A 15,739-nucleotide genomic window follows, 5' to 3' on the forward strand; every position below is an offset into this window, starting at 1 on the left:
ACTGATCACCAATGAGTGATGTCCCTTTAGATGCATATCTACATGGAAATATGCTAAGCTATCAAACCAAAGGTATATTACTGTTAGGTGCGCCAGCAAGCGGCAAGTCATACTTAAGCTATGAGCTTGTTTGTCATTATGACTGCAAGCTGATTGCAGATGATTTAGTCCATGTGAGATATCATAATGATAGGCTTACAGGTGAAATTGCCAATCAGAAGTTTTTAGGCAAAATTCATTTAAGAGATGTCGGGTTTTATGACGTGGATTATCAGTTATCTCCATTTGAAATTCATTATATATATTGTTTTAGCGAGCTATCTAATCAGCTTAAAGAGAGTTGGCTGATGGCGCATTTAGAAAGCAGATTAATTTTAAAAGGGCAGTATTTAAATACTCAGCGACTTTGTCAAAAAATAATGCAGATTGTGCAAGGGTGAAAAAGAGCTATTGCAAAAATTGAATATTTGTTAAACTATATTGTGTAAAATGAATAAAATGGTGTATACAACGGTGGATGAAACCGAGCATTCAATTATTATCGTTGCCGGCGTTTCTGGTGCGGGGAAATCTTCAGTATTGGATGTGCTTGAAGATTGGGGTTATTATTGTATTGAAAACTTGCCGCATAGCTTATTGCTGGAGACATTAAAGTCACTCAAAGATGCGCCTAAGCATCATCAAAATATTGCAATTTCTCTTTCATCAACTTCTTTTTGGGAATCAGAAAGCACCGCCTTTGAAAAGGTGAAGCTGCAAAATGATGCTATTCAGTATTGGTATGTTACAGCGGATCCTGAAATTTTGGTAGAGCGTTATAATGAAACCAGAAGGCGGCACCCTTTATCAGGCTATATTAAGCAGTTATCAACGGCAATTAAAGAGGAAATACATGCGCTTAGCCTGTACTCCGAGTTGACAGATTATATCATAGATACCAGTGATTTATCTGTTCAAAAGCTGCATTATAAGCTTAAAGATAAGCTTCTTCAAGGGCAAGATTTTGCCCGTCCAGCTAAAACATTGATTAATCTTTTTTCTTTTGGTTTTAAGTATGGCAGACCAAAAAGAGCGGATTTTATCTTTGATGTTCGAGTGTTACCAAACCCTTACTGGGTTAAACCATTACGGGCTTATACAGGAAAGGATCAACCCGTGGTTGAATATTTAGAAAAAGAGCCTTTAGTTAAGGCGCTATTGAATGATCTTGAAGCCTTTTTGGTGAAATGGTGTCATGAGTTTGAAAAACAATCAAGAAGCTACGTTGAAATAGCAATTGGTTGTACAGGTGGTCAGCACCGCTCTGTTTATATGGTTGAGAAGTTATTTTGCCTTTTAAAACAGCGATTTGAAAATGTGAGTGTTGCTCATAGGGAGTTGAGTGAATGATTGCAATTGTGTTGATTACACATGGAGAGATTGGGCAGACGATGGTTGATGTAGCTTCAAGGCTTGTGAGCTTTGATAAAAAGTATATACAAGTTGTATCTTCTTGTGCATATAAGCAGCAGGAGCTTCTAAAGCGAGTGAAATTCGCATTTGATGCTATGCCAGATACCAGTGGTTATTTAGTGCTAACCGATCTTTTTGGTGCAACACCAACCAATGTAACGCAGTTTTTTATGCATCAATATCCACTTGCGGTCATTAGTGGCCTTAATATGCCAATGTTACTCAAAGCATTAACGTACTGTAAAAATGATAATACCTTGGAAATTGTTGCCAAAAAAGTATATGAATCCTCGCGGGAGTGTATCGTACTGACAGAGGGTCAGCCAGATGATTGAAGTGGCATTGGTAATTTCAAATGAGCTAGGGCTTCATGCTCGTGCATCTTCCAAACTTGTGAGTCTAGCTTCAAAATTTGCCAGTGAGATCACAATCAATGCATTAAATGAAAAAATGAGTGCGAATTGTAAAAGCATTATGGGCATTATGATGCTTGGTATTGGTGTGGGAACAGCTGTACAACTTACTTTTGAAGGAGAAGATGAATTCGAAGCATCAAAGGCAGTGAAGGCCTTAATTCAAGATAAGTTTGGTGAAGAAAAGTAGTATTTTAAAATAAGTGTCACCGCTATTACAACAATATCGAATTTGCGCTATAATACTGAAAGTTGAGAATATTATTAATTTGTAAATATTATAAAAAAATAACAATACTCAATCATGAATTGGGAAAAGCTTAAGCTTTTCTTAAGATTGGCTGCTTATAATATTGAATTAATAAGATTTAAGGTAAAGAAACAAAGAGGACATGTGCGATGGCTAATCAGTATACAGGAAGCTTTGAACATATTATTCAGCAAAAATTCTCCTGCTCTGCAAAGGAAATTTTGCAGCGCTGTGCAGATGAGGGAATGACTTATCAAGATGCTGAAAAGATGTTAGGGTTTAAGCATGGAACGATTCGTAAATGGGCTAACCGCTTTGATATCAAGTTAAAATCAGGGATCGTTGAGAAAACAGTAAAACGTGACAACTTCTCTAAGATGTTTCAACAAAAAACAATTAATAAATATAATGTATTGAGTCGATGCTGGGGGCTAAAGCGCGCTGTAGCATAATTGGCTGAATTTACAAAATTATAAAAATATCTGCAAGTTTGTTGCCAAGCTGAATCGCTTGGCTTTTTTGTATCTGCTCTACCTTGTTATCTGGGAACAGGCAAATAATCGTTGAACCAAAGTTAAAGCGTCCAATTTCAGCTCCTTTTTTAAAGGTAATATCGTGATTTGAATAATCCCAGCTTTGTGGTGTTTGTGTGTAATTTGGTGCAACTTGATGGTGCCATACGGTCTCTATGCCGGCAACAAGCATTGCACCAACAAAAATAACCGCTACTTCGCCAATGTGTGTATCAAAATAACAAACCAGCCGTTCATTGAGGGTAAATAAATTATCAATGTATTCAGTCGTAATGGTATTGACTGAAAATAACTTACCGGGGATATAGGTCATTTTTGTTAGCTTGCCATCAATTGGCATATGGACACGGTGATAATCACGAGGTGATAGATAAATAACCGAAAAATCGCTGAAGTTGGTTGAAGCAGGCTCACCAAGAAGTGCGTTTAGAGAGTAGCTTTTGCCCTTTGCCTGAATTAATGTTTGATTTTCTATTTTACCAGATTGCGTTAACATGCCATCACATGGTGAAATAATCACACGCTCATCATGATCAATTACTCGGGCATCTGCTTTAAGCTCACGCGTAAAAAAAGCATTAAAGCTTTTATACTCATTAATATCACTAAAAAGTGCTTCATCAATATTAATATTAAATCGTTTTAAAGCAAGTTTGATAAGAAAATTTTTTACAGTAGGCTGTTCACAATTTGCTAATTTACCAGCAAGACGCGATAATAGCGCCTGAGGTAAGATTTTTTGTGCACTGATAAAAAGATGATCTTTAAGGCTCATTGTGAATATTTGACTTCTTAACTTATTCATTAATTGCTTTGCATTGTAAATGATTTTACTTTTGTCGACTACTGATTTATTGTGACTCAGTTTGAGTGATAAAGATTTAAAGGGGTTAGGTTATGGGTGTTAGTATTTTTGATTTATTTTCCATTGGAGTTGGGCCATCATCTTCGCATACGGTGGGTCCTATGCGTGCAGGCTTTAAATTTTTAAAGCACTACCAGTCAAAACTGCCCTCAGTAACACGGATACAAATAGAGCTTTTTGGATCGTTGGCATTGACTGGAAAAGGTCATAGAACAGATTATGCTGTCTTACTTGGTTTTGCAGGAATTGAACCTCAAAGCATTGATATTGCTCATGCAAATAAGGTATATCAAAGTATCCTACAAGAGGCTCGTATTTCATTATTAGACAAGTTTAAGGTTAATTTTAACTTGGAGAGTGATTTAATCTTTCACTATACAAAAGCACTGCCAGAGCATGCAAATGGTATGCAATTTAGTTTGTATCATAATGAAGAGCTGATTGGTCAAAGAAAGTACTTTTCTATTGGTGGTGGCTTTATTTTAGATGAAGATGAAATGTTGAAAGAGTCTGACCCTCAGCCTGCAAAGGCGTATAGTTTTCCCTATGGCTTTGAAAGCGCGGGTGAGCTATTGGATATTTGCGCTAAGAATAATATGAGTATTGCTGAGGTAATGTTGGCAAATGAGTGTGCGAGGGCTTCTCTAGATCAGGTGAACAAGGGTGTGCTTGAGATCTGGAATGTCATGGATGCATCTATCAATGAAGGGCTTAGAAATAAAGGGGAATTACCCGGTGGACTTAAAGTGGCAAGGCGTGCTAATAGGCTAAAAGATCGCTTGGAAAAAGAGCGTTTAGATATTAAAGATTTAAACTGGTTAAATGTTTTTGCAATCGCTGTTAATGAAGAGAACGCCGCTGGTGGTAAGGTAGTTACAGCGCCAACTAATGGTGCAGCAGGTGTTATTCCCGCGGTCTTAAAGCATCATTTGATGACACATCCATATGCCGGTGAGCGGGATATTATTAACTATCTACTCACTACGGCAGCAATTGGGATTTTATTTAAAAAAGGTGCCTCAATCTCAGCGGCTGAGGTAGGCTGTCAAGGTGAGGTGGGCGTGGCGTGCTCAATGGCGGCAGCAGGCTTGTGTGCTATTTTAGGCGGAACGGTAGAGCAAGTTGAGAATGCAGCTGAAATGGGGATGGAGCATAACCTTGGTTTAACTTGTGACCCTATTGGCGGGTTAGTGCAGATTCCTTGTATTGAAAGAAATGCAATGGGAGCGGTTCAAGCCGTGAATGCAGCAAAGCTTGCCTTGTTTGAAGATGGGCAGAATCATGTCAGTTTGGATAAAGTTATTCAAACGATGAAAGAGACAGGCAAAGATATGTCTACTAAATATAAAGAGACCTCTTTGGGCGGATTGGCGGTTAATTTACCAGCTTGCTAATAGGTGTAATCATAATCAATAACAAGTGGCGCATGATCTGAGAAAAAGTTTTCTTTATAGATAAATTCATCCTTAATACATTTTGCCAAATCAGGTGTAATGATTTGATAATCAATGCGCCAGCCTACATTTTTTGCGCGAGCCTGACCTCTGTTTGACCACCATGTATATTGACTTGGCTCATGATTAATCACGCGAAAGGCATCTACCCATCCAAGCGAAAAAATATGATCAAGCCAAGCACGCTCTTCTGGTAAAACGCCAGAGGTTTTTTGATTTTGTTTCCAGTTTTTGATATCAATTTCTTTATGAACAATATTCACATCGCCACAAATAATAAAGCTTCTGTTTGCTTTGATTTGCTGAGCTAAAATTTCCTGATACTTCGCTAGAAAGTCCATTTTATAGGCTTGTCTTTCTTCTCCACTTGAGCCAGAGGGGATATAGATTGATGCGATACTTAGTGTATCATAATCAAACTGAATATATCGCCCTTCATTGTCAGCCCAGTCAATGCCAAGCTTGTGCGTGATGTTAAGAGGCTTTTTCTTCGCATAAATTGAAACGCCGCTATAGCCTTTTTTAACCGCATCGGTATAAGCGTAAGCATAACCCTCTGGGAAGTAAATAGGATGATCTTGTAGTTGCGAAAACTGTGCCTTGGTTTCCTGAATACATAAAAAATCAGCATCTTGCTGGCTGAACCAGTCAAAAAAACCCTTGCGTGTTGCAGCGCGAATGCCATTGGCATTAAAGGAGATAACTCTCATAATAATCCCTATATAAATCAGCAATAAAAAAGCCCGCCTGAAGAATAATTAAATTCTTAAGCGAGCTTTCTGATATTTGTTTTTATTTGTTAATATTAGCTGGCAGCTTTAGCTGTTGTTTGTGCAGTTGCATCACTTGCTTTTGCGCTGTGATGCGCATTGTCTGCAGCAGCTGGTTTCTCAGCGGCTTTTGCGCTAATTAATTTCACTTTAAAGCTAAGGACCTGATTTGGACCAATTTGTGGTGGCGCCATTTCACCATAAGCTGTTTTTGGTGCACAATACAGAATTACTTCTGAGCCAACTGGTACTTGACTGAGTGCATCAGTCCAGCATGGAATTACTTGATTTAATGGGAAAGTTGCAGGTTTTCCAGTTTTCTCTGAACTGTCAAATACTTTTCCTAATAGCTCGCCTTTAGCAAGTTTTGCTTGAGCATCTTTGTCACTGCTAAATACTTTTGCAGGCGTTGTTCCTGTGTAGTCAACGGTTACAGTATCTGTTTTTGCTGGCGCTTTGCCATCACCTTTTTTAAGGACTTGGAAATACACACCATCAGCTGCTTTTTGAATACCTTTTTCTTTAGCGATAGCGCTCATAAAGGCATCAGAGCTTTTTAAGTTTTCAGTGCTTGCCGCTTTCAACTTCTCTTGTGCTTTTTTAATCATCTCCTGTTGAAAGGCTTGCATAATTGCTTTGGAATCTTCTTGAGAAATGGCTGAATCTTTTCCTTGGAGTCCGGCATTAATCCCTTTATTAAGCTCATCCACGCTAAGGTCAATATTTTGAGTTTTAAAGCCTTTACCCATTTCGTAGCCAATGATATAGCTAACTTTATTCATATCAACTTTAGCGTCTGCTTGAGGCTTATCTACCGTTGTTGCCGCAGGCTGAGTAGTAACATCAGCCGCATATGCACTCATAGATCCAGCCAGCATTAGCGCTGTGGTCAGAGCAATAATCTTTTTCATGATAACTCCTAAGTTCTGTTTAGTAGATTACTTACATCAGAACTATCGTAGAAACTGTCTTCAAGATTGTCAATAATGTTCTGCCGATAAGTTATTGAGGTTTTTAAAATCAAAGAGCTTATGATCGAGAAGCTGGGAGGGCGCAATGTTTTGTAATGCACTGAAAATAGATTCTTTTCTTCCCGGAGTATTTTTCTCCATTTCTTTTAACATCTGCTTTATTGCTTGGCGTTGGAGGTTTTCTTGTGAGCCACAAAGATTGCATGGAATAATGGGAAAGTTCATTAATTCAGCATAGCGTGCTGTTTCTTCTTCACTAATGTAGGCAAGTGGTCTAATGAGCATATTGCGGCCATCATCGCTTTTTAGTTTTGCGGGCATGGCTTTGGTTTGACCATTGTAAAATAAATTTAGAAAGAAGGTTTCAATGATGTCATCTTTGTGATGTCCTAGGGCAATTTTAGTCACATTGTGTTCATAGGCAAAATCATATAAGATTCCTCGTCGCATCCTAGAGCAAAGCCCACAAGTGGTTTTTCCCTCAGGAATAACACGCTTTACAACAGAGTAGGTATCTCGCTCAATAATATGAAAGGGGATGTTTTTTTGCTTGAGATAGTTCGGTAGCACCTCCTCTGGAAAACCAGGCTGCTTTTGATCTAGATTAACAGCAAGAAGCTCAAAGTGAATAGGAGCTTTTTTTTGCAAAAGGCATAGAAGTTCTAATAAGGCATAAGAATCCTTACCACCAGAGAGACAGACCATAATCTTGTCTCCCTCTTCAATCATATTGAAATCTTCTATTGCTTTACCAATCTTTCTTAAAAGACGTTTTTCTAATTTGGCTGGAGTGAGTGTCGATAGATTCGTGTTTACTGCCGGAAGGTTTGATTTAATCACGGAGAATAGATAAGGTTCATCAATTTGGCGTTATCATAACACAAAGCGTAAGATTTTTCTTTTGTTAGTGTATTATCTGTGCTATTAATTGAGGCTATTTTTATGCGCATTATAACCTGTTTTATAGTGCCTAAGTCAAAGTATAAAAACATGGGTGAATAAGTAACTTATGAAATTGTTACATCTGAGCTGGGTAGTAAGTGAGGGCTTTTACAACAATGGAGTGCTTCATTTTTGGATAGAGACTACTAAGGATACCAATAAGGCGCCTTATTATCCATTTTCAGCAAATGAGTCCACGCTTGAGCGATTTATAGCAGAGTATATGAAAGAGCAATATATGCAAAAAGATATGCTAACGCTTATGTTGCCTTGCACTAAAGATGACTCACCAATTCCGTCTTTATTAATTGCAAATTTGTTGCAGCAAGAGGAGCGGGAAGTAGCGCTGCTTAAAGCTTTTCAAATTCCATCACTGCGTGTTTATGACTCACTGGTATTTTTAAAGTCATTGAATTTTCTGAGTTATTACCTTGATAAAAGCATTCAGCTTGCAGATGATGCAAAATTTTGGATTATGGTTGCTAGAGAATTATCAAAAGTCGTGTCATTTGATCAGTATATTCCTTCTTTGGTTGCAAAGTCAGCTTATAAGCACGACAGTTATGCGCCAAAATGGGAAATTTTCTCTCATGAATATAAAAAAAATATTGAGCGTCTTGCTGAATCCATGCCAAAATCAGCTTCCTTTCATATTGATACGACACCGGTGAGTCTTGTCACACATTTTTGTGAAAATGAGCTTTCAAAGCTAATCTGGCAAACACCATTTCCACAAAAGCATATCAAGATGACAGCGGGGAGCTTCTTAGAAGAGGCAATGAGTACATCAAAGGCTTTTTACCTTAATGAGGAGACATGGCGCGTTTGGAAAAAATGGCGCAACAACTTAGCTTATGATCATTTTGGCGCGCCTTTTAATTTAGGGATGAGAGTTATTGCGCCTGAAAGTGTTGATGGTAAGTGGCATTTAAGTTTCTTTTTGCAGTCAAAGGAAGACAGCGCATTTATACTTTCTTTAAAAGACTTTGAGGCAGCAGAGGGTGCTGAGATAAAGTTATATCAAAAGATGTTTGGTACCTCTATTGAGAAACATTTATTATTACAGCTTGGCTATGCCTGTCGTTTATACTCACCTATTGAGCGCTTGTTTAATAAGGGCTTAGAGGTGGGGTCTGTGAGTCTATCTAAAGAGGAAGCGCATCAGTTTTTAAAAGAAGATGCTTGGACACTTCATGCTTGTGGTTATCGTATTATCGTGCCTTCATGGTGGACAAAAAAAGGGCGGTTGAAGGCTAAAGTCAAAGTGAAGGCGCGAGCTAGCAAAAACAAAAGAGAAAAACTGCAAGACAATCCAAAGGGTTATTTGGAATATGATAATCTTGTAAAATTTGATTATAACTATGCGATGGGTGAGCATGATTTGACTGAAGAGGAGTGGGCGGTATTTTTGGCTGCAAAGTCTGATTTAGTCTTCTTTAAAGGGCAGTGGGTGGAAGTCGACCCGGTTGAAATGGGGCGAATTGCAAGTTTTATGGAGAGCTCTGCTCTGGCAGATCATGAAGGACAGGTTATCGACCTTCTGGAGGTTTCAGCAAATAATGAGGCGTACGAGTTAGAGCTTGATGATGCCTTATCTTTGGTGCTAAATAATATCAATAACCATGCAGGGATCACTGAGCTTGAAACACCGCCTGCACTTAAAGCTGTGTTAAGAGATTATCAAAAAAGAGGGCTTAGTTGGCTTCACTATATGGAGTCAATCGGTCTTAATCCATGTTTGGCCGATGATATGGGGCTTGGTAAGACAATGCAAATCATTGCACTTTTATTACATGCGCCAAGGGAATTGCCCGCGCTTTTGGTTGCCCCCACCTCTGTTATTGGCAATTGGTATAAGGAAATAATGCGCTTTGCGCCATCGTTAAAAGCACTTATTTACCATGGTACAAAAAGAAAATCGAAAAACACGCTGTCAGCTGTGCAAAAGGCAGATATTGTCATTACATCTTTTGGACTTTTACGTCAAGAGAAAGGCTTTTTTCAATCACAAAAATTCTCGCGTATTATTGTTGATGAAGCACAAAACATCAAAAACCCGCTTGCTTCACAAACCAAGGCGCTTTGTGCGCTTGAAGCAGATTCACGTATTGCCTTAACAGGGACGCCGGTAGAGAATAGACTGATGGATTTATGGTCTATTTTCAATTTTTTAAATCCAGGTTATCTCGGTGCAAAAAATGAATTTAGAAAGCTCTTTGAGCTTCCGATTCAAAAAGAAAATGATGCGAGAAAAACGGATGTGTTAAAGTCAATGATTGAGCCTTTTATTTTGCGTAGAGTGAAATCAGATCAGTCAATTATTAAAGATTTACCAGCCAAAGTTGAGCAGAAGGTGTATTGTCAATTGACCAAAGAGCAGGCGGCCTTATATCAAAAGGTGGTTGATGAGGTGAAATACGAGCTTGATGAAGAAAAAGAGAATGCCAGCGCAATTTTCCTTTCCTCGCTTCTTCGTTTAAAACAAATATGTAACCATCCAGCACAACTTTTGCAAGATGGTAGTGAGTTTAGTGTTAAGCGCTCCATTAAGCTTGAGCGGCTGTTAGATATGGCTTCAGAGATTATTGAAAATGGTGAAAGCTTGCTAATATTTAGCCAATTCACCGAGGTTTGCCAAGAGCTACAAAGATTGATTCAGAAACAAAATCACCCTTGTTATTATCTGCATGGTGGGACTTCTAGATCAAAAAGAGAGAAAATGATTGAAATGTTTCAATCAAAAAGCTCACCGCCTTCAGCATTTGTGCTCTCACTTAAAGCCGGCGGGGTTGGTATTACTCTGACAAAGGCCAATCATGTGATTCACTTTGATAGGTGGTGGAACCCTGCTGTGGAAAATCAAGCAACCGATAGGGCGTATCGTATTGGTCAAAAAAAGTCAGTGTTTGTCCATAAATATATTACGCTTGGCACAATTGAAGAGCGTATTGATCAGATGATTGAAGATAAGAAAATTGTGTCGGATAAGATTGTTGGTTCGGGAGAGTCGTGGTTAAGCAATCTAACAACAAAATCCTTTATGGACTTAATTCAACTTAAAAATGAAATGGTGGCAGAATGAGTCAGTCAAAAAGCTGGTGGGGAAAACTCTTTCTTGAGAGATTAAGTGAGTTGATGGACGCTGGGAGACTCTCTCGAGGAAGCGCTTATGCCTCGGAGTATCGTGTGATTAATTTTAATATCACTGCAAATAAAGTTACAGCGACAATAAGAGGGAATAAAAATCCGTATTTTGGCGTGCACCATGAACCAAAATATCAAGTTACGGTTGATTTTAATGCGATTAGTAAAAAGAGTTGGAGTGATATCATTGATCGGATTTGCATGAATCCAGGTTGGTTATCAAAGCTTATGCTAAATGAGCTTCCATCCGATATCGATGATGCATTTGGGGAGTTTGGTCTATTGCCTAAGAGCGCCAAAGATGTAAAAAGCAGCTGTAGCTGCCCTGATTATATCTCGCCTTGCAAGCATATTGCTGGGGTGTATTATAAGCTTGCCAATATGCTTGATAGTGATCCAATGCAGTTATTTTCACTAAGAGGGATATCATTAGTAGAGTTGGATGCTGAGCTTAGAAAAAATAAGCTTGGGAAAGCGTTTTCAGAGCATCTCAATGCAGAGATTGAGATTAACTGGATTGAAGAAAATGCGCAGTTTTCCGAGTTATGTCATCGTGATTTAGCAGTACTACCAAGTGCAAAAAACTACTGGGAGATGGGGGAGGTTCAGCTTGAAGATGCTACAGGAGAGCCGATTGATGCTGCTGTGATCAAAAAGCAAGGTGACTACCCTGAATTCTGGCAGAAAAAAGCCTCATTTATTGATACGATGGAGCATATATATCGCTATGTGAAGCTAAAAAATAAGAAAAGATTGTTTTAGTAGATTAAGGGTGTCTTATTCGCTAACAGATATAATATGTTAGAGGATATGGTTATGTTATGATTCGTGAAAAAGGTAAAAGAGAAAAATACTATTCATCAAAAGCGCCAAACGACATAAGCTTTTGATAGCGAAGCTCTTCTCTTGATGTATCATCAAGCTTGGATAAATCGCTGAGTAATCTTGTTAAGGTTGATTGAATCTCTTCGGCAGTTTGATCAACATTGCGATGTGCGCCACCTAAAGGCTCTTTAATAACTTCATCAATAATATTAAGCTCTTTTAAACGATTTGCGGTGATTCCCATAATCTCTGCAGCATCAGCTGCTTTATCCGCAGTTTTCCATAAGATAGAAGCGCAGCCTTCAGGTGAAATAGTAGCAAAATAGCTATACTCTAGCATCACAAGCTTATCGCCGACGCCAATACCAAGTGCGCCACCAGAGCATCCCTCACCGATTACAACGCAAATAATAGGAACATTTAACTTTGCCATTTCCATTAGATTTCGTGCGATAGCTTCACTTTGTCCGCGTTCTTCTGCTTTAATGCCAGGGTAGGCGCCAGGAGTGTCAATAAATGTAATAACCGGGACAGAGAATTTCTCTGCAAGCTTCATTAATCGAAGTGCTTTTCGATAGCCCTCTGGGTGCATCATGCCAAAATTGTGGCGAAGCTTATCTTTTGTCTTACGGCCTTTCTCTTGACCAATGACCATAACAGATTGACCATTTAAACCTGCCAATCCGCCTATTACGGCTTTGTCATCTGCAAAAGCCCGATCACCATGAAGCTCTTGGAAGTCATCAAAAATTTTATTAACAAGATCAAGGAAATAAGGACGTTCTGGATGTCTAGCGAGTTGAATGATTTGCCAGTCAGATAGTGAACTATAGACTTTTTTCATTAATTCAGAGGTGCGTGTTTGTAGTTTGTTAATTTCTTTTTGAATATCCTCATTATGAGTGTCGGATTTTGCGAGTGCTTCAATTTTCGCTTCAAGTTCAGCGATAGGTTTTTCAAATTCAAGAAATTGCATGGATATCCCTTTTTACTAAATTTGGCGTTTACAATACGTTTCTTTAATGAATAAAGCAAATATAATACTGATTATAAACCCAATTAGCAAAATTCCCATACCAAAATTTAGCCCAGCTGCGGCCATTGGTTCATGACCTAGAGCATGATTAAAGCTTGTTGTGATGATACCAAAAAGTGGCATTGCAATAACGCCTCCCCATAGAAGTGAATTGATCGAAACAATACTGGTTGCAACAGCGTTATTTTTCATATCATTAATCTCACCAACCAGTGGATAAGCGACAGTTTGTGCACTTGTAACAAATCCCAAAAGGAAGAAAAGTACACATAAGCCAAGGATATTAACATTACTGAACATTAAAATGGCAATGATAATCACTGAGGAAACAGCGCCGAGAATAAGTGGTGTTTTTCTGCGCTGTAGCTTTCCAGTTAGCCAGCCCCAAAAAGGATAAGCAAAGATCATTCCAAGGAATAAAAACCCTGTAATGGAGCGCGCATCCAATATGCTAACCCCTTGGGTTTTGACTAAATATTCATTTGACCACATGCCGCCTAGCATCCATGTGCCAATGTTAATCAGTCCAACATAAAGGCCGCAAAACCAGTTTTGCGGTTTTTTAAGAATGTTTTTAAGACTTGAAAATACAGCTTCTTCCTTTAAAGATTGAAGTTGTGTTTTTCTATCTTCCCTTAATGACTTTGGTGCATCTCTAACAATCGTTAAAATAGATACGGCCAAAACAAGGCCGAATAAGCCAATAACTAATAAGGTGCTCTTAAGACCAACAGCATCAAGAAGGTGCCCTACAGGTGCTTGTGCAGCATAGCCTCCAAGCATGCCGATGGCGATAATAATGCCAATAACAAGTCCAAGCTTTTGAGCCGGGAACCAATTTGTTGCAATGCGAACACAACCAACAAGGCTAAAGCTTGCACCAAGACCCATTAAAAGTCGTGAGATCGCAAGAAGGTAGACATTTTGTGTCATGGAGAACATTAAAATGCTTAATGCGCATACTGTTAGTGCTATTGCAATTGCATAACGTGGAGAAAATCGATCCAAAATATAAGCTGCTGGAATAAGCCCTAATATATTTGTATAAAAGTACAAGCTTGAGATAAAGCTTATGCTGACAGGGGTCAATGATTGGTATTCGCTTAAGATGGCTGGTGTAAGGGTGTTAAAGGCATTGCCAAGGCCAAATTCAAAAAAGAAGAAAAAAGAAATCAACAGCACGGTTGCCCATGAACGCACTAGCGATATTTCAGTTAATTTAGCTTGATATGTGTTTTCCATGAATGCTCCCTGTTCAGCAAAAGTGAAGGCGATAATATACAGAAAAGTTAACATTTTTACAATCTAAATATTTAGTTATAGTAAAGTGAATAAATATCCATCGATGCATTAATGTGGGGAAAAGTACTGCTTGGATAGCAGGAAAATCTAAAAATTAAAAACCTTATGGTTTCTCTTGTGGCAATTTTCGTTATAATACTCGCTTGGCTGTTAAAACAGTCGTCTAACTTGCGGTGCGCAAAATGGTTGTTTTGTCGTTAAGTGTTAAGCTTAGAGTTCTTACGAAAAGGATGCCAAAATGTGTAACGCTCGTTTCTACAATAGATTCTAACCAATCTGACTATGGGTTGGTTTTAAGTTTCTATGAAAAGGCGTAAATAGACTAAGTGGAAAGAAAAATGGTAACACAACGTATTCCTATGACTGTGCAAGGTGAGCTTGCGCTTAAAGATGAGTTAAAAGATTTAAAAAGTGTTCAAAGACCTAAGGTTATTGCGGCTATTGCTGAGGCAAGAGAGCATGGTGACTTAAAGGAAAATGCAGAATATCATGCAGCAAGGGAGCAGCAAAGTTTTATTGAAGGGCGAATTAAAGAGCTGGAAGGCAAGCTGTCAAATGCACAGGTGATAGATGTCACTAAAATTGCCAATGCAGGAAAGGTGATTTTTGGTGCGACAGTGATGCTTTTTAATGTAGAGAGTGAAGAAGAGATAAGCTATCAGGTCGTTGGAGAGGATGAGGCAGATATTAAACAGAATAAGGTTTCTGTCAGCTCGCCATTGGCGCGCGCATTGATTGGTAAAGAAGAAGGTGATGAGGTGGCAGTAAAAACACCTGCTGGCGTTACAGATTATGAGATTATCTCGGTGGAGTACCTTTAATTTATGAATTATCTGTTACTCCTATTAATCGGTGCAATTTGGGGGGCGCAGTTTGTGCTGATTGATGCCTCACTTATTGCCTTTTCTCCAGAGCAGCTTGCTTTATTTCGTACATTTTATGCGGTTGTTTTTTTAGTATTATTTTGTCTGATTTTAAATATACGAAGATCCAATGCGCGCTCTTTAACTGATTGGGTTAAAGTGGCTTCAATTGGCGTTTTGGAAGTGGTAATTCCTTTTACCTTAGTCATGTGGGCACAACAGTTTTTAACCGGAAGCATGGCATCAATTTTGATGGGAACTATTCCTTTTTTCACTTTGCTTTTAGTTATGCTTACTAAAGTCGAGCGGGCAAGTGTCTCAAAGTTTGTTGCCATGATTGTTGGATTTATTGGGCTTTTGGTGTTGCTCGCGCCTGATTTACTCTCAAGTGGTCTTTCTGGCTCAGTTGTTCCAAAACTTGCGATTTTGCTTGGATCACTTTCATTTGCAGGTGCGCTTATTGTGATTAAGAGCATGCCAAAGGAAAATGCATTTATTTTGTCTCGCGATGCATTTGCCTTTGGGACTGTGATTATGTTTGTGATTAACCTTGCGCAGGGGAATTTATCAGATTTACATTTTCCATTGATACCGGTAACAACTTCGGTTGTTTTAGGTGTGTTTTGCTCCGGTCTTGTCTATGTGCTTTATGTCTATTTAATCAAACGTGCAGGAGCTGGTTTCTGTTCGCTGTCAAATTACCTTGTTCCGCTTTTTGGCAGTGTTCTTGGTGTTTTGATTATGAATGACCATATTACATTAAGAATGGTTGTGGCATGCCTTTTGATTTTGCTTTCTATTGCTGTTGAGCCATTTTTAAGTTATTTGAAGTATATTGTTAAATCTCGACAAGGCGCTAAAAGTGCTTGATGTGCTAGAGTCATATTTTGTATACTATTTTCATGGTTAATTTGTAAAA

Annotated in this window: 16 protein-coding genes; 10 read left to right on the forward strand and 6 right to left on the reverse strand. The window is 38.6% G+C overall.

What is annotated here, in order from left to right; genetic code table 11:
* Positions 1–11 precede the first annotated feature (11 nt).
* From A37Q_RS0100755 to A37Q_RS16435, 5 genes are all read left to right on the forward strand, one after another.
* Entirely contained in the window at positions 12–440 is a 429-nt protein-coding gene (locus A37Q_RS0100755; RefSeq protein WP_018298347.1) for a phosphoenolpyruvate carboxykinase (ATP), read from the forward strand.
* Between the two features lie 49 nt (positions 441–489).
* On the forward strand, positions 490–1,389 hold the full coding sequence (gene rapZ / locus A37Q_RS0100760) for an RNase adapter RapZ (RefSeq protein ID WP_018298348.1): 900 nt from the start codon (positions 490–492) through the stop codon (positions 1,387–1,389).
* Complete coding sequence (locus A37Q_RS0100765; protein ID WP_018298349.1) at positions 1,386–1,787, forward strand: PTS sugar transporter subunit IIA; 402 nt, start codon at positions 1,386–1,388, stop codon at positions 1,785–1,787. Before rapZ ends, A37Q_RS0100765 begins: the two co-directional genes overlap by 4 nt.
* On the forward strand, positions 1,780–2,055 hold the full coding sequence (locus A37Q_RS0100770; RefSeq protein WP_018298350.1) for an HPr family phosphocarrier protein: 276 nt from the start codon (positions 1,780–1,782) through the stop codon (positions 2,053–2,055). Before A37Q_RS0100765 ends, A37Q_RS0100770 begins: the two co-directional genes overlap by 8 nt.
* A gap of 209 nt (positions 2,056–2,264) precedes the next feature.
* Entirely contained in the window at positions 2,265–2,567 is a 303-nt protein-coding gene (locus A37Q_RS16435; RefSeq protein ID WP_018298351.1) for a helix-turn-helix domain-containing protein, read from the forward strand.
* 10 nt (positions 2,568–2,577) lie between these two features.
* On the opposite strand, the gene asd is transcribed toward A37Q_RS16435, so the two are convergent.
* On the reverse strand, positions 2,578–3,453 hold the full coding sequence (gene asd / locus A37Q_RS0100780) for an archaetidylserine decarboxylase (RefSeq protein ID WP_018298352.1): 876 nt from the start codon (positions 3,451–3,453) through the stop codon (positions 2,578–2,580).
* 92 nt (positions 3,454–3,545) lie between these two features.
* Between asd and A37Q_RS0100785 the strand changes: the two genes are divergently transcribed.
* Positions 3,546–4,907: an L-serine ammonia-lyase gene (locus A37Q_RS0100785; protein WP_018298353.1), complete on the forward strand. Its 1,362-nt coding sequence runs from the start codon at positions 3,546–3,548 to the stop codon at positions 4,905–4,907.
* On the opposite strand, the gene A37Q_RS0100790 is transcribed toward A37Q_RS0100785, so the two are convergent.
* The 3 genes from A37Q_RS0100790 to ttcA form a co-directional block, all read right to left on the reverse strand.
* Positions 4,904–5,680, reverse strand: a complete 777-nt coding sequence (locus tag A37Q_RS0100790) for an exodeoxyribonuclease III (RefSeq protein WP_026196430.1) — start codon at positions 5,678–5,680, stop codon at positions 4,904–4,906. The two genes, A37Q_RS0100785 and A37Q_RS0100790, sit on opposite strands and share 4 nt — an antisense overlap.
* 92 nt (positions 5,681–5,772) lie before the next feature.
* Positions 5,773–6,648: an FKBP-type peptidyl-prolyl cis-trans isomerase gene (locus A37Q_RS14280; RefSeq protein WP_018298355.1), complete on the reverse strand. Its 876-nt coding sequence runs from the start codon at positions 6,646–6,648 to the stop codon at positions 5,773–5,775.
* Positions 6,649–6,717: 69 nt separating this feature from the next.
* Entirely contained in the window at positions 6,718–7,548 is an 831-nt protein-coding gene (gene ttcA / locus A37Q_RS0100800; protein WP_018298356.1) for a tRNA 2-thiocytidine(32) synthetase TtcA, read from the reverse strand.
* Positions 7,549–7,717: 169 nt separating this feature from the next.
* On the opposite strand from ttcA, the gene A37Q_RS0100805 reads away from it, so the two are divergent.
* On the forward strand, positions 7,718–10,732 hold the full coding sequence (locus tag A37Q_RS0100805) for a DEAD/DEAH box helicase (RefSeq protein ID WP_018298357.1): 3,015 nt from the start codon (positions 7,718–7,720) through the stop codon (positions 10,730–10,732).
* On the forward strand, positions 10,729–11,556 hold the full coding sequence (locus A37Q_RS0100810) for an SWIM zinc finger family protein (RefSeq protein ID WP_018298358.1): 828 nt from the start codon (positions 10,729–10,731) through the stop codon (positions 11,554–11,556). The genes A37Q_RS0100805 and A37Q_RS0100810 overlap by 4 nt, the downstream gene beginning before the upstream one ends.
* A 91-nt stretch (positions 11,557–11,647) precedes the next feature.
* Here the strand turns inward: A37Q_RS0100810 and A37Q_RS0100815 are convergent, their stop codons facing one another.
* Positions 11,648–12,595 carry an acetyl-CoA carboxylase carboxyltransferase subunit alpha gene (locus A37Q_RS0100815; protein ID WP_018298359.1) on the reverse strand — a complete coding sequence of 316 codons (948 nt, stop codon included), beginning with the start codon at positions 12,593–12,595 and terminating at the stop codon, positions 11,648–11,650.
* 15 nt (positions 12,596–12,610) lie between these two features.
* A complete protein-coding gene (locus tag A37Q_RS0100820; RefSeq protein ID WP_018298360.1) occupies positions 12,611–13,897 on the reverse strand; it encodes an MFS transporter in 1,287 nt (428 codons plus the stop codon).
* A gap of 398 nt (positions 13,898–14,295) precedes the next feature.
* Here A37Q_RS0100820 and greA point away from each other — a divergent pair, with 398 nt between their 5' ends.
* Positions 14,296–14,778: a transcription elongation factor GreA gene (gene greA, locus A37Q_RS0100825; protein ID WP_018298361.1), complete on the forward strand. Its 483-nt coding sequence runs from the start codon at positions 14,296–14,298 to the stop codon at positions 14,776–14,778.
* Positions 14,779–14,781: 3 nt separating this feature from the next.
* Positions 14,782–15,690 (forward strand): DMT family transporter, encoded by a 909-nt coding sequence (locus A37Q_RS0100830; RefSeq protein ID WP_018298362.1) that lies wholly within the window; start codon positions 14,782–14,784, stop codon positions 15,688–15,690.
* Positions 15,691–15,739: the final 49 nt, after the last annotated feature.

The sequence above is a fragment of the Fangia hongkongensis FSC776 = DSM 21703 genome (assembly GCF_000379445.1).
Lineage (GTDB): Bacteria > Pseudomonadota > Gammaproteobacteria > Francisellales > Francisellaceae > Fangia > Fangia hongkongensis.

Excerpts from the sequence above, each read along its gene's own strand:
- A37Q_RS0100755 (WP_018298347.1), top strand. The coding sequence starts at position 12 with ATGAGTGATGTCCCTTTAGATGCATATCTACATGGAAATATGCTAAGC.
- rapZ (WP_018298348.1), top strand. The coding sequence starts at position 490 with ATGAATAAAATGGTGTATACAACGGTGGATGAAACCGAGCATTCAATT.
- A37Q_RS0100765 (WP_018298349.1), top strand. The coding sequence starts at position 1,386 with ATGATTGCAATTGTGTTGATTACACATGGAGAGATTGGGCAGACGATG.
- A37Q_RS0100770 (WP_018298350.1), top strand. The coding sequence starts at position 1,780 with ATGATTGAAGTGGCATTGGTAATTTCAAATGAGCTAGGGCTTCATGCT.
- A37Q_RS16435 (WP_018298351.1), top strand. The coding sequence starts at position 2,265 with ATGGCTAATCAGTATACAGGAAGCTTTGAACATATTATTCAGCAAAAA.
- asd (WP_018298352.1), bottom strand. The coding sequence starts at position 3,453 with ATGAATAAGTTAAGAAGTCAAATATTCACAATGAGCCTTAAAGATCAT.
- A37Q_RS0100785 (WP_018298353.1), top strand. The coding sequence starts at position 3,546 with ATGGGTGTTAGTATTTTTGATTTATTTTCCATTGGAGTTGGGCCATCA.
- A37Q_RS14280 (WP_018298355.1), bottom strand. The coding sequence starts at position 6,648 with ATGAAAAAGATTATTGCTCTGACCACAGCGCTAATGCTGGCTGGATCT.
- A37Q_RS0100805 (WP_018298357.1), top strand. The coding sequence starts at position 7,718 with ATGAAATTGTTACATCTGAGCTGGGTAGTAAGTGAGGGCTTTTACAAC.
- A37Q_RS0100810 (WP_018298358.1), top strand. The coding sequence starts at position 10,729 with ATGAGTCAGTCAAAAAGCTGGTGGGGAAAACTCTTTCTTGAGAGATTA.
- A37Q_RS0100815 (WP_018298359.1), bottom strand. The coding sequence starts at position 12,595 with ATGCAATTTCTTGAATTTGAAAAACCTATCGCTGAACTTGAAGCGAAA.
- A37Q_RS0100820 (WP_018298360.1), bottom strand. The coding sequence starts at position 13,897 with ATGGAAAACACATATCAAGCTAAATTAACTGAAATATCGCTAGTGCGT.
- greA (WP_018298361.1), top strand. The coding sequence starts at position 14,296 with ATGGTAACACAACGTATTCCTATGACTGTGCAAGGTGAGCTTGCGCTT.
- A37Q_RS0100830 (WP_018298362.1), top strand. The coding sequence starts at position 14,782 with ATGAATTATCTGTTACTCCTATTAATCGGTGCAATTTGGGGGGCGCAG.